15 protein-coding genes are annotated in these 18,195 nt (G+C 70.6%); 8 read left to right on the forward strand and 7 right to left on the reverse strand.

Annotated features, from left to right (window positions below; all coding sequences use genetic code 11):
* The first annotated feature begins 32 nt into the window (after positions 1 to 32).
* Positions 33 to 830, forward strand: a complete 798-nt coding sequence (locus A5727_RS04705; RefSeq protein WP_082949598.1) for a ParA family protein — start codon at positions 33 to 35, stop codon at positions 828 to 830.
* 7 nt (positions 831 to 837) lie between these two features.
* On the opposite strand, the gene A5727_RS04710 is transcribed toward A5727_RS04705, so the two are convergent.
* Both A5727_RS04710 and A5727_RS04715 read right to left on the reverse strand, forming a co-directional pair.
* On the reverse strand, positions 838 to 2,070 hold the full coding sequence (locus A5727_RS04710) for an Rv3212 family protein (RefSeq protein WP_068245239.1): 1,233 nt from the start codon (positions 2,068 to 2,070) through the stop codon (positions 838 to 840).
* A 9-nt stretch (positions 2,071 to 2,079) separates the two neighbouring features.
* Positions 2,080 to 3,612 carry a DEAD/DEAH box helicase gene (locus A5727_RS04715; protein WP_068245242.1) on the reverse strand — a complete coding sequence of 511 codons (1,533 nt, stop codon included), beginning with the start codon at positions 3,610 to 3,612 and terminating at the stop codon, positions 2,080 to 2,082.
* Positions 3,613 to 3,934: 322 nt separating this feature from the next.
* On the opposite strand from A5727_RS04715, the gene A5727_RS04720 reads away from it, so the two are divergent.
* Entirely contained in the window at positions 3,935 to 4,645 is a 711-nt protein-coding gene (locus A5727_RS04720; RefSeq protein WP_068245246.1) for a ferritin-like fold-containing protein, read from the forward strand.
* Positions 4,646 to 4,654: 9 nt separating this feature from the next.
* Here A5727_RS04720 and A5727_RS04725 read toward each other — a convergent pair whose 3' ends face one another.
* Complete coding sequence (locus A5727_RS04725) at positions 4,655 to 5,473, reverse strand: hypothetical protein (protein ID WP_068245249.1); 819 nt, start codon at positions 5,471 to 5,473, stop codon at positions 4,655 to 4,657.
* Between the two features lie 287 nt (positions 5,474 to 5,760).
* Between A5727_RS04725 and A5727_RS04730 the strand changes: the two genes are divergently transcribed.
* Entirely contained in the window at positions 5,761 to 6,018 is a 258-nt protein-coding gene (locus A5727_RS04730) for a DUF3107 domain-containing protein (RefSeq protein ID WP_068245253.1), read from the forward strand.
* A gap of 21 nt (positions 6,019 to 6,039) precedes the next feature.
* On the opposite strand, the gene fasR is transcribed toward A5727_RS04730, so the two are convergent.
* A complete protein-coding gene (fasR, locus tag A5727_RS04735; RefSeq protein WP_068245256.1) occupies positions 6,040 to 6,714 on the reverse strand; it encodes an HTH-type transcriptional activator FasR in 675 nt (224 codons plus the stop codon).
* Positions 6,715 to 6,885: 171 nt separating this feature from the next.
* Between fasR and A5727_RS04740 the strand changes: the two genes are divergently transcribed.
* The 3 genes from A5727_RS04740 (at position 6,886) to A5727_RS04750 (ending at position 10,148) form a co-directional block, all read left to right on the forward strand.
* Positions 6,886 to 7,923, forward strand: a complete 1,038-nt coding sequence (locus A5727_RS04740; RefSeq protein ID WP_068245259.1) for a DUF3152 domain-containing protein — start codon at positions 6,886 to 6,888, stop codon at positions 7,921 to 7,923.
* A gap of 124 nt (positions 7,924 to 8,047) precedes the next feature.
* Complete coding sequence (moeZ, locus tag A5727_RS04745; protein WP_068245262.1) at positions 8,048 to 9,223, forward strand: adenylyltransferase/sulfurtransferase MoeZ; 1,176 nt, start codon at positions 8,048 to 8,050, stop codon at positions 9,221 to 9,223.
* A gap of 70 nt (positions 9,224 to 9,293) precedes the next feature.
* The gene (locus A5727_RS04750) at positions 9,294 to 10,148 is read left to right on the forward strand and encodes a TIGR02569 family protein (RefSeq protein WP_068245379.1); all 855 of its coding nucleotides are present in this window, start codon (positions 9,294 to 9,296) and stop codon (positions 10,146 to 10,148) included.
* Here the strand turns inward: A5727_RS04750 and A5727_RS04755 are convergent.
* Complete coding sequence (locus tag A5727_RS04755; RefSeq protein ID WP_068245265.1) at positions 10,145 to 10,465, reverse strand: MGMT family protein; 321 nt, start codon at positions 10,463 to 10,465, stop codon at positions 10,145 to 10,147. The genes A5727_RS04750 and A5727_RS04755 overlap by 4 nt on opposite strands.
* A gap of 1 nt (position 10,466) precedes the next feature.
* Positions 10,467 to 11,249 carry an alpha/beta fold hydrolase gene (locus tag A5727_RS04760; protein ID WP_068245267.1) on the reverse strand — a complete coding sequence of 261 codons (783 nt, stop codon included), beginning with the start codon at positions 11,247 to 11,249 and terminating at the stop codon, positions 10,467 to 10,469.
* Positions 11,250 to 11,319: 70 nt separating this feature from the next.
* Between A5727_RS04760 and A5727_RS04765 the strand changes: the two genes are divergently transcribed.
* Positions 11,320 to 14,508, forward strand: a complete 3,189-nt coding sequence (locus A5727_RS04765) for an ATP-dependent DNA helicase (RefSeq protein ID WP_082949600.1) — start codon at positions 11,320 to 11,322, stop codon at positions 14,506 to 14,508.
* A 1-nt stretch (position 14,509) separates the two neighbouring features.
* Positions 14,510 to 17,773, forward strand: a complete 3,264-nt coding sequence (locus A5727_RS04770) for an ATP-dependent helicase (protein ID WP_068245270.1) — start codon at positions 14,510 to 14,512, stop codon at positions 17,771 to 17,773.
* On the opposite strand, the gene A5727_RS04775 is transcribed toward A5727_RS04770, so the two are convergent.
* Complete coding sequence (locus A5727_RS04775; RefSeq protein WP_068245274.1) at positions 17,739 to 18,155, reverse strand: DoxX family protein; 417 nt, start codon at positions 18,153 to 18,155, stop codon at positions 17,739 to 17,741. The two genes, A5727_RS04770 and A5727_RS04775, sit on opposite strands and share 35 nt — an antisense overlap.
* Positions 18,156 to 18,195: the final 40 nt, after the last annotated feature.

Genomic DNA, 18,195 nt, shown 5'->3' on the forward strand with positions numbered 1-18,195 from the left:
CGGGCGGATGCCGTACGTGACAGGATGGCGCCGTGGGGACAAAGGTGTTGGCAGTGGCCAATCAGAAGGGCGGGGTGGCCAAGACGACGACGGTGGCGTCGTTGGGTGCCGCGATGGTGGAGGCGGGCAGACGCGTCCTGCTGGTGGACCTGGATCCACAGGGCTGTCTGACGTTCTCGTTGGGCCAGGATCCGGACAAGCTCCCGGTCTCGGTGCACGAGGTGCTGCTCGGCGAGGTCGAGCCGAATGCCGCGTTGGTGCAGACCAGCGAGGGGATCACGCTGCTTCCGGCCAACATCGACCTGGCCGGCGCCGAGGCCATGCTGTTGATGCGGGCCGGGCGCGAGTATGCGCTCAAGCGCGCGCTGGCCAAGATCGCCGACGACTTCGACGTCGTGATCATCGACTGCCCGCCGTCGCTGGGCGTGCTCACGCTCAACGGGTTGACCGCGGCCGACGATGTGATCGTGCCGTTGCAGTGCGAGACGCTCGCGCATCGTGGTGTGGGCCAGTTCCTGCGGACCGTCGGCGACGTCCAGCAGATCACCAACTCCGACCTCAACCTGCTCGGCGCGCTGCCGACGCTGTACGACTCGCGCACCACGCACAGCCGGGACGTGCTGTTCGACGTCGTCGACCGCTACGGACTGGCGCTGCTGGCACCGCCGATCCCGCGCACCGTGCGGTTCGCGGAGGCGACGGCGTCCGGGTCCTCGGTGATCGCCGGGCGCAAGAACAAGGGGGCGGCGGCCTACCGCGAGCTGGCCGACAGCCTGCTCACGTACTGGAAGTCGGGGAAGAAACTGGCGACCTTCACTCCGGAGGTCTGAGCGCGGACTATCCGAGCGCGACGAGGGTGCGTCCCCGCTGCTCCAGCAGCGTCGCACCGACGGCGGCGGGCACGATCACGCCGACGCCGGACTCCATATCGCGACGTTCGACGGCGATGACACGCTCGAGGTGTCCATCGGAGACGTCGTACACGCCGACCCCGCCGGTGACGGGAATCAGCAGCTTGTCGGCCATGATGGTCGCCGGGCCCAGCGGGACGACGTTCTCCTCGGCCGAGACGGTGTACTTGTGCGTCAGCTTGTCGGAGTTGAACACCATGACCGATCGGCCCGTCCACCACGTGACCAGGCTCCCGGCCCGCGTGACGGAACTGGTCGGGTCGGCCATCGACGGCGGCGCGCCCACCGGCGTGCTCGACGTCTCGGTCCCGACGTCGTTGACGACCGACACGCGGGGCTGCGGAGTCGGCAGGTAGACCGCGGTGTTGGTGTCGGAGACCGCCAGCACGCGTGATCCCGCGCTCGAGGGCACGCCCTCCTGCGGGATGTCGCGCAGTTCGGGCTCGTCGTCGTCCTTACCCGGTCGCAGCAGCGTCAGCCGCACGTCGGGCTCACCCGCACAGGTCTGCAGCAGCGAGACGGCCGACGGGCTGGCCGCCGCGGACAGGATTGTGCAGCCCTTGCCGACGCCGGTGTGGTTGGGCTTGACGCGCGCGTCCACCTCGCCGTACCCGATCACCCGCACCATGTCGGAGCGCCAGAGTTCCAGCCTGCTGGCCCCGGTGGACAGCGCGACGGTGCCGTCGGAGGACAGGTCCACGCGCTTGTCGGCGTAACCGGTGCGGGACGGGCCGCGACGGCCCGTGGACGCGTCGATCGTGCTGACCTGCCCGCAGCCCCTGACGTCGGGGTACACCGCAACGGCGTACTGGTAGATCCAGGTCACCCCGCAGAGGTCGAGGTCGCGCGCGTAGGTCCAGACGGGTTCACCGGTCTCCGGGTTCCGGCCGTGCACCGTGCGGCCGTCACCGGTCACCACGGTTCCACTGGCCACCACGGGCACGGTGGTCGCGGCGCTCGGTGCGGACCAGAGTTCGCGCAGGTGAGAGGGGACCGCATGCGCGGGCGGCACGCTGATCGACGGAGCGGCCGCGGGCTGGCTCAGGGTCGCGCGGGCATCGCTGGTCCACCAGATCGCCACGGCGGCGACAGCGACGATCGCGATGATCGCGACGGCCGCGATGATGTCGCCGCGGGTGCGGCGCTCCGGTTTGACCATCGGGGCCGGTCAGCCGGCGGTGGCGCTGGTTTCAGCGGCGGGCTTGCGAGGCCCGCGACGGCGACGCCGGCGCGGAGCGCGCGTGGTCTCGGCGCCGTCCTCGCCTGCGGCCGCAGGAGCGTCGGCGACGGCGACCGCGACCGCGTCAGCCTCGGGCGCGGTGCCCTCGACGTGCCCGGTCAGCGTCTTGCCGCCACGGGTGCGGCGGCGCTGACGGCTCCGGCGTGGCTTCTCACCGCCGCTGGAGATGGTCTCGGTGCGCTCTTCGCGACGCTTGGTGGCCTTTTTCTGCGGGGTTCCGACCGAGCCGGTGGCTTCGGCGGGGATGCTCAGCTCCTCGTACAGGTGCGGCGAGCTGGAGTACGTCTCGGCGGGCTCGGGGCAGTCCAGGCCGAGCGCCTTGTCGATCAGGGTCCAGCGGGTCAGCTCGTCCCAGTCGACCAGGGTCACAGCGACGCCGGTCTTGCCCGCGCGGCCCGTGCGGCCGATGCGGTGCACGTAGGACTGCTCGTCGTCGGGGATCTGGTAGTTGATGACGTGCGTGACGTCGTCGATGTCGATGCCGCGGGCGGCGACGTCAGTGGCGACGAGGACGTCGATGTCGCCGGTGCGGAAGGACTTCAGCGCCTTCTCACGGGCGATCTGCCCCAGGTCGCCGTGTACGGCGCCGACCTTGAAGCCGCGCTCTGCGAGTTCGTCGGCGACCTTCTGCGCGGTGCGCTTGGTGCGGGTGAACACCATCGTCGCGCCGCGGCCCTCGGCCTGCAGCACCCGGCTGACGAGTTCGACCTTGTCGAGCGCGTGCGCGCGGTAGATGAACTGCTTGGTGGTGTCGTGGGTGGCCGCCGAGTGCGGGGCCTCGGCCCGGATGTGGGTGGGCTGGTTCATGAACGTGCGGGCCAGCGTGATGATCGGGTCCGGCATGGTCGCCGAGAACAGCATCGACTGGCGCGAGTCCGGGGTCAGCCGCAGGATGCGCTCAATGTCGGGGAGGAAGCCGAGGTCAAGCATCTCGTCGGCCTCGTCGAGGACCAGCACCGACAACCCGCCCAGCTGCAGGTGTCCCTGCTGCGCCAGGTCGAGAAGGCGGCCCGGGGTGCCGACGACCACGTCGGCGCCCTTGCGCAGCGCCTCGATCTGCGGCTCGTAGGGGCGTCCGCCGTAGATGGACACCACCGACAGGGGGCGGGTGCCGTCGCCGTCGGGGGCGGACAGGTGCTTGGCGGCGCCGGACAGGTCGCCGTAGACCTGCAGGCACAGTTCGCGGGTGGGCACCACGACCAGGGCCCGCGGGGCACCCGTCAGGGGGCGGGTGCTGTCGGTGACGACCTTGTGCAGCAGCGGGACGCCGAAGGCGTAGGTCTTGCCCATACCCGTGCGGGCCTGGCCGATCAGGTCGTCGCCGGCCAGCGCGAGCGGAAGCGTCAGCTCCTGGATCGCGAAGGGGTGCTCGATGCCCTGTTCGGCGAGTGCGCGCACGATGGCGTCATGCACGCCGAGTTGGGCGAAGGTCTGCTCGGCTTGCGTATGTAACTGAGTCATGGAGGGGGTGTGCAACCTTTCGGTGTCTATGCGAGTCAAATTCCGAGGTGTGAGCTCGTCTGTCGTTCTCGTCGCGTCATCTCGCGCACACGAGTCGTAGAGAGACAAACCTCGGTGTCTGACGGACACCGGATCCGCTGGGCCCAGCGCTGGAAAAAATCTTCGAGGCGGGCCGTGCACGTGCACGCACATTTCCTCGGAAGGCGGTGAATACGAGCCTTCCGCTGACCATTGTAACTGGTCGGCCCCGCCGGGACGGTTTTCGGCGATTTCGGGGTGCCGCCCGCGCCTGGAGGCAACCGCCGATCGTTACAGTGACCCCATGAGTTCGACGCAGCCCGCGGCCGGCCCCGAGTCCTCACCGCAGGAGTCTGCGCAGACCCCCCGGGTGCCCGTGGATCATCCCGGTGTCGACAAGCTCTTCGCGCTCCTGGCCTACGGCGAGGTGGCGGCGTTCTACCGGCTCACCGAAGAGGCGCGGATGGCCCCGAACCTGACGGGGCGGGTCAACATGGCGAGCATGGCCGCCGCCGAGATGGGCCATTACGAACTTCTGCGGGATGCGTTGCAGCGCAGGGGAGTCGACGTCGTCACGAGGATGGCGGAGTACGCCCCCACTCTCGACGACTACCACAGCCTGACCACGCCGAGCACGTGGTTGGAGGCGTTGGTGAAGACCTATGTCGGCGATGCGCTGGCCGCGGACTTCTACCTCGAGATCGCCGATGCGCTGCCCGACGAGGTGGCCGACGTGGTGCGCGGCGTGCTGGCCGAGACGGGCCACTCGCAGTTCGTGGTGGCCGAGGTGCGCGAGGCGGTCTCGGCCAGCGAGGTGCACCGCTCGAGGCTGGCTCTGTGGTCGCGCCGACTGCTCGGTGAGGCGATCACGCAGGCACAGTATGTGCTGGCCGAGCACGACGAACTGGTCGACCTTGTGGTGTCCGGCACGGGCGGGCTCGGCCAGATCACTGAGTTCTTCGACAGGCTTCAGAACACCCACGCGACCCGGATGGCCGAACTCGGCCTGGCCTGAGGCCGGCTGCTACTTGGTGCAGGTCGCGATCAGCGAGTTGTTGTTCTGGGCGACCGTGACCGCTCCGGTGCCGTCGGTGATCGTGCAGTTGAGCTGACCGGTCACGCTGGTCGCCGTCACCGACTGCGTCTCCACGCCCGGGTTCAGCACGACGGTGCGCGACCACGGCAGCGCGACGTTCAGGTCGGTGCGCGGGAAGCCCTGTTCGTCGGTGTAGATGATGGTGACCAGGTCGAACAGTTGGCGGTTGCCGGTGACCGAATAGGTGATGGTCCGCTCCGGTGCGGCGCCCTCGACGGGCGGGGGCGGCGGCAGTTCGGCGGGGGATGGATGGGTGGCCGTCGGCGTGGTGGTCACGGTCACGACGGTCTCTGGAGCCAACGGCGCGGACGGGCCGGGACCGGGCGGCACGGTGGCGATGACGGTGCGCGGGGTCGTCGAGGTGGGTGCGGCGTCCTGCACCGGCGCCTCGGCACTGCTGGTCTGCGTCGAGGTCGCGGTGGATGTCGCGCTGTCGTTGCCGAGCACGGTGGCGATCGCGACGACTGAGACGAACAACACCACCGCGGCGGCGCCGGCGATCCACCGCCAGCGGGTGTCGCGGCCGTGCTCGTAGTCGTCGTAGTCGTCGTAATCCTCGTAGTCGAGGACCTCGGTGGCGCCGGTGTCGTATGTGTCGTAGGTTCCGTCGGCCCTGTAGGCCGACGACCTGTAGGACGGCGGGTGGGATTCGGTGCCGGGGTCACCGTGCTCGGTGGAGTGCTGGGACTCGTCGGCGAAGGTGTTGCCGCCCCGCGTTCCCGTACCGCTCCAGTAGGGCCTGCTCATCGGGTCACCTCGCCTTCGGCGCTCGAAATCACTTTGATCACTCCAGTCACATCCTTCACTGCGAATGGTATCGGCGCGGGCATCCGGCGCGGCGCAGCGCGCGGGGTGTGTCGGGCTTTGGTGACCAAGTTCATCCGGGCAGGTCAGAACCGTCCGTCGAGAGGCTTCGCTGACCGCGAACGCCTGGTGCGGCGCGGGTCGTCGAGCGTGGACTAGCCTGCTTCTACAGCGCGCTCGTAACTCGCGGCGCCGCAGTTTTCTGCGAATCTGAACGGAAAGGGTCCGGCGTGGAGGTCAAGATCGGTGTCACGGACAGCCCGCGTGAGCTCGTCTTCAACAGCACACAGACACCTGATGAGCTGGAGAAGTCGGTGAGTGCCGCGCTGTCCGAGGGGGCCGGCGTGCTGAGCCTCACCGACGAGAAGGGCCGCCGTTTCCTGGTCCAGGCAGCACGCGTTGCCTATGTCGAACTGGGCCCCGCCGACAGCCGTCGGGTCGGGTTCGGAATCGGCGCAGGTCCGGTGACCCCGCCGAGCACCGACTAGATCGGTCGGACCCGGCGCCGGTCAGGACCGGGTCAGAGGAACGTGTGACAGCCCGCCCCAGATGAACTGGACGGTGCCCTCGACGGCGTCGTCCTTGGTGATGGGGCGGGCGTTGTCCAGCCAGTAGCGCGCCGAGTCGACGCTGATGCTCACCAGGCCCACCGCGATCATGCGGGCACGGTGCGGGTCCAGGCCCGAATCGTGGCTGATCAGGTCGAACACCGCGTCGGTGCACGCCTCGGTGGCGACCTTGACCTGTGCCGACACCTGAGGCTCGGTCACGTAGTCGTTCTCGAAGATCAGCCGGTAGCCCTGGCCGTCGTGCTCGATGAAGTCGAAGAAGGCGTGCACGGCCGCGCGCACGCGCTGGCGGTTGTCGGTCGTGGTGCGCAGCGCCTGCCGGACGCCGGAGACCAGGTTCTCGACGTGCTTGGCCAGGACCGCGAGGTACAGCTCGAGCTTGCTGGCGAAGTGTTGGTAGAGGACCGGTTTGCTGACCCCGGCCCGATCGGCGATCTCATCCATGCCCGCGGCGTGGTAGCCGCGGTCGACGAACACTTCGCTGGCCGCGGCCAGAAGCTGCCCGCGACGTTCGTCGCGCGGGAGTCGGTTGCCGCGACGGTTGGTGGTGGCGGTCCGTTCCGCGCTGGCCGTTCTGGCACCTCGCCGTGCGCCTGTGTTGGCGAGATCGCTCATCAAATCCTCTGTCTTATCCTCGTCGAGCTTGCTCGGGCGGGGAGCCCGGCATGGTGGCTCGTCGCAACGACAGTACTACCCGGAGCTGCCAAACCCCGGGTGCGCCGCCCTGCGTCGCTCCTGCTGGCGCGCCGGGAGCCCGTCCGCTGCCCGCTGTGCCATCCTTGGTCGGTGACCTACGACCCGGGGCGTCGCGGGGGAAATCGCGTGCCTGTGCTGCGCAACGAGTGGCGCGAGCCGCTGCGCGCACAACGCGACCCGCTGGCCAGCGATTCCGGGCGCAGCCGTGCCAACCGCGAGGAACACCAGCGGTGGCGCAAACGAACCTGGTTGGGGCGCTTCGTGTCCACCTACGGGTGGCGTGCCTACGCGCTGCCCGTGCTGGTGGTGGTGACGGTGCTGGTGATCTACCAGACGATCACCGGTGCGAGCAGTGGGACGCCGGTCGCCACCGAGGAGGTCCACGGGCCCCCGACGATCGGTGCGGAGGGCACCACGATCATCGGTGCGCCGCCGCGTGGGCTGACGCAGTTCGACGCCGACCTGCCCACCGGAATCCTGCCCGACGGCGGCCCGTACACCGAGGCCGGCGAGCGCACCTGGCGCGTCATCCCGGGCAGCACGCCGCAGGTCGGGACGGGCAGCGCCAAGGTGTTCCGGTACACCGTCGAGGTCGAGAACGGCATCGACACCACGTCTTTCGGGGGTGACGACGCGTTCGCCCGGATGGTCGACCAGACCCTGGCCAACCCCAAGAGCTGGATTCACAACCCGCAGTTCGCGTTCGCCCGCATCGATTCCGGCGAACCCGACTTCCGGGTGTCGCTGACGTCGCCGATCACCATCCGCGAGGGCTGCGGGTACGAGATCCAACTCGAGGCGTCCTGCTACAACCCCGCCTATCGGCCCCCCTCGGGCGGCCCCGCGGAGCCGAGGGTCTTCCTCAACGAGGCGCGCTGGGTCCGCGGGGCGGTGCCGTTCCAGGGCGACATCGGGTCCTACCGGCAGTACCTGATCAACCACGAGGTCGGTCACGGCATCGGGTATCAGCACCACGAGGCGTGCGACGAGAACGGTGCGCTGGCCCCGGTGATGATGCAGCAGACGTTCTCCACCTCCAATGTCGACGCGGCCAAGTTCGATCCGGACTGGATCAAGCCCGACGACAAGACCTGCCGGTTCAACCCCTGGCCGTATCCCATCGCCTAGCCCCGAGGCGGTGGTCGCGGTGTGATGCACACCCTGCTGGGAAGTTCCTGCCCGCCTCCCGTGTTGATGTGTCACGCGCTTTGAGACAATTGGTGAAGGTCACCACCCTGGAGGAGTCGCTTTCGTGTCCACACTGCCCCCGCTGGTTTCACCGGCCGCCGAGCTGACTCGCGAGGAGGTCGCGCGATACAGCAGGCACCTGATCATTCCCGACCTCGGAGTCGACGGACAGAAGCGCCTGAAGAACGCGCGAGTGCTGGTCATCGGTGCCGGGGGCCTGGGGTCGCCGACCCTGCTCTACCTGGCCGCGGCCGGCGTGGGCACCATCGGCATCGTCGAGTTCGACGTGGTCGACGAGTCCAACCTGCAACGCCAGATCATCCACGGCCAGTCCGACATCGGCCGCTCCAAGGCGCAGAGCGCGGCCGACTCGATCCGCGAGATCAACCCGCTGGTGCAGGTCAACCTGCATGAGTTGAGGCTGGAACCGGAGAACGCCGTCGATCTGTTCAGCCAGTACGACCTGATCCTCGACGGCACCGACAACTTCGCCACCCGATACCTCGTCAACGATGCGGCCGTGCTGGCGGGCAAGCCGTACGTGTGGGGTTCGATCTTCCGTTTCGAGGGTCAGGTGTCGGTGTTCTGGGAGGACGCCCCGGACGGACTGGGCCTGAACTACCGCGACCTGTACCCCGAACCCCCGCCTCCGGGCATGGTCCCGTCCTGCGCCGAGGGCGGTGTGCTGGGCATCCTGTGCGCCTCGATCGCCTCGGTGATGGGCACCGAGGCCATCAAGCTCATCACCGGCATCGGCGAGACGCTGCTGGGCCGGCTGATGGTCTATGACGCGCTCGACATGACCTACCGCACCATCAAGATCCGCAAGGACCCGTCGACGCCGAAGATCACCGAACTCATCGACTACGAGTCGTTCTGCGGTGTGGTCTCCGAGGATGCCGCGGCCGCCGCGGCCGATTCCACGATCACGCCGCGCGAACTGCGTGAACTGATCGACTCCGGCCGAAACCTTGCGCTGATCGACGTTCGTGAGCCCGTCGAGTGGGACATCAACCACATCGCCGGAGCCGAACTCATCCCCAAGTCCACGCTGGAGTCCGGTGCCGGCCTGGCCAAGATGCCGCAGGACCGGCAGGCGGTGCTGTACTGCAAGACCGGTGTGCGTTCGGCCGAGGCACTGGCCGCGGTGAAGAAGGCCGGATTCTCCGACGCGGTGCATCTGCAGGGCGGAATCACCGCGTGGGCCAAGCAGTACGAACCCGACATGGTGATGTACTGAACCACCGACTTGGGCGACACAACAGGTCAGCGTGCAGGTTTGCGGGCCGCCCGACTATAGGGTGATGGCTGTGACCGATGAGCAGCCGCCCGAGCATGTGATGGCGGCGTTCGGTCTGACCGGATCGACGCCGACGTCCCTGGGTTCCGCCTGGGAGGGTGGCTGGCGCTGCGGTGAGGTCGTGCTGTCACTGGTGGCCGACCACGCCCGCGCCGCATGGTCGGCGAAGGTTCGCGAGACGCTGTTCGTCGACGGGGTCCGGCTGGCCCGGCCCGTGCGGTCCACCGACGGGCGCTACGTCGTGTCGGGCTGGCGGGCCGACACCTACGTCTCGGGCACTCCCGAACCGCGTCACGACGAAGTGGTCTCGGCCGCGGTCCGGTTGCACGAGGCCACCGCGAAGCTCGAGCGTCCGCGCTTCCTGACCCAGCCGCCCGCGCTGCCCTGGGCCGACGTCGACGTTTTCGTCGCGGCTGACCGCGCGGCGTGGGAGGAGCGCCCACTGCACTCGCTGCCGTCGGAGGCCAGGGTCGGTCCCGGTTCGGCGGACGGCCAACGCTCCATCGACTTGATCAATCAGCTCGCCGGACTGCGCCGGCCCACCAAGAGCCCGAACCAGTTGGTGCACGGGGACCTGCACGGCACGGTGCTGTTCGCCGGCACCGCGGCGCCCGGCATCACCGACATCACGCCGTATTGGCGGCCGCCGTCCTGGGCCGCCGGCGTCGTGGTCGTCGATGCGCTCGCCTGGGGCGACGCCGACGACGGCCTGATCGAGCGCTGGAGCGCACTGCCCGAGTGGCCGCAGATGCTGCTGCGCGCGTTGATGTTCCGGCTGGCCGTGCACGCTCTGCACCCCCGCGCGACCGCCGCGGCGTTCCCCGGGTTGGCCCGCACGGCGGCTCTGGTCCGCCTCGCGCTCTAGCTCCGGTCCGCGGCGAAGGTGTGCCGCACGGAGTCGGGTCCGTGCAGCCTGACCCGGCCGTCGGAGGCCAGCACGCCCTCGGCGCGCAGCAGTTCCAACTGCCGGGCCCGCAGGTGCTCCGCGGGCCGTCCGGACGCCGAGATCACGCGGTGCCAGGGCAGGTCGGAGGAGTCGGTCCGCATGATCCACCCCGTGATGCGCGGGCTGGAAAGCCCTGCCGCCGAGGCGATGTCGCCGTAGGTGGCCACGCGCCCAGGCGGGATCGACGCGACCAGCGCGCGCACCCGTTCGACCTGTTCGTCGGTCACCGCGGGCATGTCAGGACTCCAGCGCGGCCCGGATCAGGCGTGCGGTCTCGGCGGGTTTGGCCTGGGCGACCATGTGGTCACACTCGAGGTCGACCAACGTGAACTGCGCACCCAGTCGAGTCTCAAGGCCGTCGATGAGGTCGGCGGTCACATAGGGCGGCGACGTGCGGGTCGCGCGCACCAGCGTGGTCGGAATACCCTTGGGCGCCAACACGACATCGCGTGCAAGCTCACTCCAGTACGCCATCATCGCGGGAACGCAGATGCGCCACCCGACCCGGCCGTTGGGCAGTTCGACGAGGTGCTCGTCGAGTTCGGCGTCGAGTTGCGCGTCGTCGACGTCGCCCCACGATCCGCTGCTCTTCTCATTGCGGGCCTCCGCGCGGTCGGTGTAGTCCGGTGAGGCGAACATCGACTCGGCGATCTCGTGCATCCAGGACCCGTCCAACCCGACGGCCGGGTCGAGCAGGACCAGCGCCTTGACCCGGTCGGGATGTGTGGCCGCCAGGTGCAGGGCGATCGCGCCGCCGAACGAGTGGCCCACCACCACGACGGGGCCCTGCGCCGTCTCGTCGAGAACCCGGGCCAGGGCAGCCACATTCGCGTCGATCGTCCAGGGCGCGGCGACCGGGGACCGGCCGTGCCCCAGCAGGTCGGGGGCCACGAGCGTGACATCGGGCAGGTGGGTCTCGGCGAGCGCCCGCCAGCGCTGACCGTGACCGGTGAGGCCGTGGACGGCCAGCACTCCGGCGGGTCCGGCGGGTCCGTGGCGGTGCACATGCAGAGGGCTCACGGCCTGTAGATCCTGCCAGGTGCCGTCGCGGGTGGGGCAACTTGTCGGAGGCCTGTGGTGTCATGCCCGCATGGTCACACCGCACACCGCCACCGCCGAGGTCTCCTCGGCCGGAACGCGGCACTGGGACGGCACCGCCGGTCAGCTCCTCGACGCCGACCGTCGCGGCACCGTGCGTGTGCTGGGTGGCCCGGGGACCGGCACCTCGAGCCTGCTGGTCGACATCGCCAGCAGCCGGATCGCCGCGGGCACCGACCCGGAATCCGTTCTGCTGCTCACCGGTTCGGGGCGGGTCAGCGCCCGGGTGCGCAGCGCGCTGACGACGGCGCTGCTCACCGCGGCCGAAGCCGGGTCGGGTCGTGCGGTCGTGCGGCAACCACTGGTGCGGTCGGTGCACGCGTACGCGTTCGGCGTGCTGAGGTTGGCCGCACAGCGGGTCGGCGACCCTCCACCGCGGTTGATCACCAGCGCCGAGCAGGACGGCGTGATCCGCGAACTCCTCGCCGGTGACCTCGAGGACGGCGCGGCGTACTGGCCGGCGACGCTGCATGCGGCACTGGGCACCGCGGGGTTCGCCACCGAGTTGCGTGATCTGCTCGCGCGCTGCACCGAACGCGGGATCGACCCGCGGCAACTGCAGCGGATCGGCCGGTCGCAGGGACGGCCCGAATGGGTGGCCGCGGGCCGGTTCGCGCAGCAGTACGAACAGGTCATGCTCCTGCGCTCGGCGGTCGGGACCGCGGCCCCGCAGGCCACCGTGCCCGCGCTCGGCGCCGCCGAACTTGTCGGTGCGGCCCTGGAGGCCCTGGGCAGCGACCCCGACCTGTTGGCGGCCGAACGCGCGCGCGTGCGGGTGCTGCTGGTGGATGACGCACAGCACCTCGATCCGCAGGCCGCGCTGCTGGCGCGCGTGCTGGCCGCCGGGGCGGACTTCGCGGTGTTCGCGGGGGACCCCAACCGCGCGGCCTTCAAATTCCGTGGGGCGGACCCGGCGCTGCTGCTCGAATCCGAGTGGCCCGCCGTCACCCTCACCGCGTCGCACCGCTGCGCGGACCGCATCGCAGCCGTGGTCGACGGGTTGGCCCGCCAGCTTCCGGGGTCCGGCCCCATCCGTGAACTCTGCAGCGGCACCACAGAACCCGGTCAGGTGATCGCGACGCTGGCCGCCTCCGAGCAGGCCGAGGCCGCGGTCATCGCGGACACCCTGCGGCGCACGCACCTGATCGACGGCGTGCCGTGGTCGCAGATGGTCGTCATCGCCCGGTCAGTCGGCGGGGTCGGGGCGATGCTGCCGCGAGTGCTCGCGAACGCGGGAGTACCGGTCGCGGGCGGCGCGACGCATCCGCCGTTGGCCTACAACCCCACGGTGCGCGCCCTGCTGACGGTGCTGTCGGCTGCCGTCGACGGTCTGACCGCCGAGCACGCGCAGGACCTCATCACGGGTCCGATCGGTCGGGTCGACCCGGTCACCCTGCGGCAGCTTCGGCGCGCGCTGCGCCGTCTCGATCCGGCTCGCGACTTCAGTGAACTGCTGATCGCGGCGTTGACCGACGGACCGTCGGCGGCACTGGCACCAGCGCTGGCCCGCCCCGTGCGCCGCGTCCACGCCGTGCTGGCGGCGGCCTCGAGCACACTGCGGCAGCATGCCGACCCGCGGACGACGCTGTGGCAGGCGTGGCACCGCAGCGGCCTGCAGCGCAGGCTGGTCAACGCCGTCGAACGGGGCGGGGACGCGGGTCGGCACGCGGGCGCCGACCTCGACGCGGTGACCGCGCTCTTCGAGGCGGCCGACCAGTACGTGTCGCGGACTGCGGGCGCCACGGTCGCCGGTCTGGTGAGCACCGTGCGGGCTTGGCAGCTGCCGATCCGGGCGGCCCAGCCGGACCAGCCCGGCCAGGAGGTGGCCATTCTGAGCCCGCATCAGGCGCTGGACCGGGAGTGGGACACCGTGGTGATCGCGGGGCTGCAGGAGGGCCTGTGGCCGAACACGATTCCGCGCGGCGGTGTGCTGGGCACCCAGCGGTTGATGGACGTGCTCGACGGCATCGGCGCCGAGGTGTCGGATCGTGCGCCGCTGATCGCCGACGAGCGCCGTCTTCTGATCACCGCGGTCGGCCGAGCGCGCCGGCGGCTGGTCGTCACCGCGGTCGACGGCACCGGCACCGACGCCGACGACGGGCTGCGCGTTCCGTCGCCGTTCTTCCACGACATCGCCAGGTTCGCGACAGACGAGGCGGTGCCCGGGCAGATGACGCCCGTGGTGGCGCCTGCGGTGCTGTCGGTGCCCGCGGTGGTGGGCCGGCTGCGGGCCGTCGTGTGCGCACCGGACGGCGCCATCGGAGCCGACGAGAGGGCATGTGCGGCAGCGCAGTTGGCCCGCCTGGCCAAAGCCGGTGTTCCGGGGGCCGACCCCGCGCAGTGGCAGGGCCTGACGGCGGTGAGCACTGAGGAGCCGCGCTGGTCCGCCGACGCCGGTGAGAGCCACACCGTCACCCTGTCGCCGTCGACGCTGCAGCAGCTGCAGGACTGCCCCCTGCGCTGGCTCATGGAACGCCACGGTGGGACCGATGCGCGTGAACTGCGCTCGGCGCTCGGGTCGCTGGTGCACGCCCTGATCGCCGAGCCCGGCGCCGACGAGGCGCCCGTGCTGGCCCGCCTCGATGCCGTCTGGGACCAACTCCCGTTCGAGTCGCAGTGGTTCGCCCGCAACGAACTGGCGCGCCATCGTGCCATGGTGCAGACGTTCACCCGGTGGCGTGAGGAGTCTCGTGGGGAACTCACCGAGGTCGGCACCGAGGTCGACGTCGACGGTGTGCTGGAGCCGGTCGACCCCGCGGATCCCGCGGTCCGGCTGCGCGGGCGCATCGACCGGTTGGAGCGCGACGCCGAGGAACGTCTGGTGATCGTCGACGTCAAGACCGGCAAGAACCCGGTCAGCAAGGATGAGGCGCAGCAGCATGCGCAGCTGGCGGCCTATCAGCTCGCGGTCGCGGCGGGCCTGCTGCCCGAGGGCACCGAACCGGGCGGTGGCCGGCTGGTCTACATCGGCAGATCGGGCGCCTCGGGAGCCGCTCAGCGCGAACAGGATCCGATGGGTGCGCAGGCCCGCGACGCGTGGCGGGACGATGTGCACCAGGCGGCGGCGGCCACGGCCGGACCGGAGTTCACCGCGCGCGTCAACGACGGTTGCGCGCACTGCCCGGTCCGCCGCAGCTGCCCCGCCCACAACCGCGCCGCCGGCGCACCCGAAGGTGTATGACATGCCGCAGTACAGTCCGGCCGAACTGGCCGCCGCCCTGGGCCTGCCGACGCCGACCGACGAGCAGGCGGCCGTCATCTCGGCCCCGCTCGGACCGCTGGTCGTCATCGCGGGCGCCGGTGCGGGAAAGACCGAGACCATGGCGGCGCGGGTCGTGTGGCTGGTGGCCAACGGCTTCGCGACGCCCGGGCAGGTCCTGGGTCTGACGTTCACCCGCAAGGCCGCGGGCCAGCTTCTGCGCCGCGTCCGGTCGCGGCTGTCGCGGCTGGCGGGCACCGGCCTGGTCGAGGCGAGTCCGAGCGAACCCGTCACCGTCAGCACCTACCACGCCTTCGCCGGATCGCTGCTGCGTGACCACGGTCTGCTGCTTCCCGTCGAGCCCGACACCCGGCTGCTCAGCGCGACCGAACTGTGGCAGTTGGCCTTCGACGTCGTCTGCGCCCACCCCGGGGATCTGGAGACCGACAAGACACCCGCGGCGGTGACCCGGATGGTCTTGGGGCTGTCCGCCCAGTTGGCCGAACACATGGTCAGCACCGACCAACTCCGCGACACCCACCTGGAACTGGAACGGCTCGTGCACACGCTGCCGCCGGGCCCGAATCAGCGGGACCGCGGACCCAACCAGTGGCTGCTGAAGATGCTGGCCGTCCAGACCCAGCGGGCCGAACTCGTGCCCCTCATCGACGCGCTGCACCAGCGCCTCAGGGCCGAGAAGGCGATGGACTTTGGCATGCAGATGTCGGCCGCGGCCCAACTTGTGACGCGCTTTCCGACTGTCGGAGCGGCCCTGCGGCAACGCTTCCGGGTCGTGCTGCTCGACGAGTACCAGGACACCGGGCACGCGCAGCGTGTCGCGTTGTCGGCCCTGTTCGGCGGCGGCGTCGACGAGTCGCTGGCGCTGACCGCGGTGGGCGACCCGATCCAGTCCATCTACGGGTGGCGCGGGGCGTCGGCGACCAATCTGCCCCGGTTCGCCACCGACTTCCCGTGCGCCGACGGGACACCGGCCCCGACGCTGGAACTGCGCACCAGTTGGCGCAATCCGCCGAGCACGCTGCAGGTGGCCAACGCCGTGTCCGCTGAGGCCCGGCGCCGGTCGGTCGAGGTGCGTGAACTGCGGGCGCGTCCGGATGCCGGCCCCGGCACGGTGCGCTGCGCGCTGCTCTCCGATGTGGCCGTCGAGCGGGAGTGGGTCGCCGACCAGATGGCGCGGGCGTTCGCGGCAGCGGGACCGCAGAACCCGCCCACCGCGGCGGTTCTGGTGCGGCGCAACGCGGACGCGGTCCCCATGGCCGAGGCCCTGCGGGCCCGCGGACTTCCCGTCGAGGTCGTCGGCCTGGCGGGCCTGCTCGCCGTGGACGAGGTCGCCGACGTGGTCGCGATGCTGCGCACGGTCGCCGATCCGACCGCGGGAGCGGCGACGATGCGGGTGCTCACCGGACCGCGATGGCGCCTGGGTGCCCGTGACCTCACCGCGCTGTGGAACCGGGCCCGTGCTCTCGACGACCGCCCCCGTGACGAGGGGTCCGTCGATCAGGTGCTCAGCCAGCTGCGTCCCGACACCGACGTGGCCTCGCTGGCCGACGCGATCTGCGATCCCGGTCCCGCCGAGGAGTATTCGGCCGCGGGCTACGAGCGCATCTGTGCGCTGGCCGAGGAGTTGACGGTGCTGCGCGGGCACCTGGATCGGCCCGTGCCGGACCTGGTGGCCGAGGTGCGCCGCAGGTTGGGTGTCGACACCGAGGTGCGGGCCCGCCATGTCGGTCCCGATTCACTCGGCGCCGAGCAGTTGGACGCGTTCGCGGCGGTGGTCGATGCCTATGCGTCCCGAACTCCGTTGGCGCGCACGGATGTCCATGGTCTTCTGGGGTATCTCACGGTGGCCGAGGACGTGGAGAACGGGTTGGCGCCCGCCGAGGTGTCGGTGTCCGCGGACCGGATCCAGGTGCTGACGGTGCATGCGGCGAAGGGATTGGAGTGGGAGATCGTGGCGGTCCCGCACCTGTCGGCCCGGGTGTTCCCGTCCACGGCGAACGCGCGGACATGGTTGACCGATCCGGCCGATCTGCCGCCGCTGCTGCGCGGTGACCGCGCCGAACTGGGGGCGCACGGGGTTCCGGTCCTCGACACCGACATGGTCACCCACCGAAAGCAGCTGTCGGACACCATCGACGCCCATCGCGCACAGTTGGAACAGCGGCGCATCGACGAGGAGCGCCGACTGCTCTACGTGGCCATCACCCGCTCGGAGGACACGCTGCTGCTCTCGGGTCACCACTGGGGAGCCACCGAGACCAAACCGCGCGGCCCGTCGGACTTTCTGTGCGAACTCAAGGACATCATCGAGACCGCGGCGGCCGAGGGGCACCCCTGCGGTGAGGTGGTGCAGTGGGCCCCCGACCCGCCGTCATCGGAGCAGAACCCGTTGCGGGACAACGTGGTCGAAGCCAGTTGGCCGGTGGATCCGTTGGCCGGCGTGCGGGTCGAGGTCGAGCGGGGCGCCGCCCTGGTCGCCGCAGCGATGCGTGGTGCGGTCGACGCGGACGGCGACGAGCACGGGTGGGTCGCCGACGTCGACGCACTGCTGGCCGAACGCGCCGAGCGGCCCGCCGCGGCGTCGGCGGCCCTGCCGAACCTGCTGTCGGTGAGCACCCTGGTCGAACTCGGCAAGGACGCGGGCGCGGCACTGGCCCGGTTGAGCCGCCGGGTGCCGCAGCGGCCGGACCCACATGCCCTGCTCGGCACGGCCTTCCACGACTGGGTGCAGCGGTTCTACGGCGCGGATCGGCTGTTCGACCTCGATGACCTGCCCGGTGCGGTCGACGGCGAGCACGCGCGGGCCCAGGCCGAGGAACTGGCGGACCTGCAGGCGGAGTTCATGAGTTCGCGATGGGCCGCGCGCACGCCGATCGACATCGAGGTGCCGTTCGAGATGACCGTCGCCGGACGCGTGGTGCGGGGGCGCATCGATGCGGTGTTCGCGGACGAGGACGGATTCACGGTGGTGGACTGGAAGACCGGCGCCCCACCCGCCGACGCCGACGGCATGCGCACGGCGGCGATCCAGCTCGCGGTGTACCGGCTGGCCTGGGCCGCGCTCAACGGCTGCCCGGAGTCGTCGGTGCGCGGGGCCTTCCACTATGTCCGCAGCGGTCAGACGCTGGAGCCCGACGATCTGCCCACCCGCGAGGAACTCGAACAGCTGCTGCGTGAGGCCGACCCGGCGATCACGACAGCCGGCGCACCTTCAGCGCCTCGGTGATCATCGGAATCTGCAGCGGAAGCCGGGCGAGGGCGGCTGCCCGCATGGGCCAGGGCTTGCCCCACCACAGCCGGACCATGTTGAGGTTGCCCGGGAACACCGCGAGGAACAGGGCCACCGCGGCCGCGGCGCCCACCCTGCGGGTGCGCGGTGCCACGAGCAGGCCCGCGGTGGCCAGTTCGGCGACCCCCGAGGCGTAGGTGTACGTGCGCGCGCTGCCGGGAAGCTCGACCGGGATGATCGAGTCGAACGGCGCGGGCGCCACGAAGTGCAGCACCCCGACACCACCCAGAAGGGCGGCCAGCCTGTGCGCGGCGCGTGCTCCGGCTCGCCGGTCGGAGTCGGTCAGGGCGGTTCCCGGCGCGGAACGGAAGGACGTCATGGTTACATGATGACGTGCGGCGAGCAGTGCCGGTGTCGAT

It is taken from the genome of Mycobacterium sp. ACS4331 (assembly GCF_001667265.1).
Lineage (GTDB): Bacteria > Actinomycetota > Actinomycetes > Mycobacteriales > Mycobacteriaceae > Mycobacterium.

Bases quoted from the DNA above. Each gene is read 5' to 3' on its own strand.
- A5727_RS04720 (WP_068245246.1), top strand. From the start codon at position 3,935: ATGAGTTCGACGCAGCCCGCGGCCGGCCCCGAGTCCTCACCGCAGGAG.
- A5727_RS04715 (WP_068245242.1), bottom strand. From the start codon at position 3,612: ATGACTCAGTTACATACGCAAGCCGAGCAGACCTTCGCCCAACTCGGC.
- A5727_RS04755 (WP_068245265.1), bottom strand. From the start codon at position 10,465: ATGCCCGCGGTGACCGACGAACAGGTCGAACGGGTGCGCGCGCTGGTC.
- A5727_RS04725 (WP_068245249.1), bottom strand. From the start codon at position 5,473: ATGAGCAGGCCCTACTGGAGCGGTACGGGAACGCGGGGCGGCAACACC.
- fasR (WP_068245256.1), bottom strand. From the start codon at position 6,714: ATGAGCGATCTCGCCAACACAGGCGCACGGCGAGGTGCCAGAACGGCC.
- A5727_RS04710 (WP_068245239.1), bottom strand. From the start codon at position 2,070: ATGGTCAAACCGGAGCGCCGCACCCGCGGCGACATCATCGCGGCCGTC.
- A5727_RS04775 (WP_068245274.1), bottom strand. From the start codon at position 18,155: ATGACGTCCTTCCGTTCCGCGCCGGGAACCGCCCTGACCGACTCCGAC.
- A5727_RS04765 (WP_082949600.1), top strand. From the start codon at position 11,320: ATGGTCACACCGCACACCGCCACCGCCGAGGTCTCCTCGGCCGGAACG.
- A5727_RS04770 (WP_068245270.1), top strand. From the start codon at position 14,510: ATGCCGCAGTACAGTCCGGCCGAACTGGCCGCCGCCCTGGGCCTGCCG.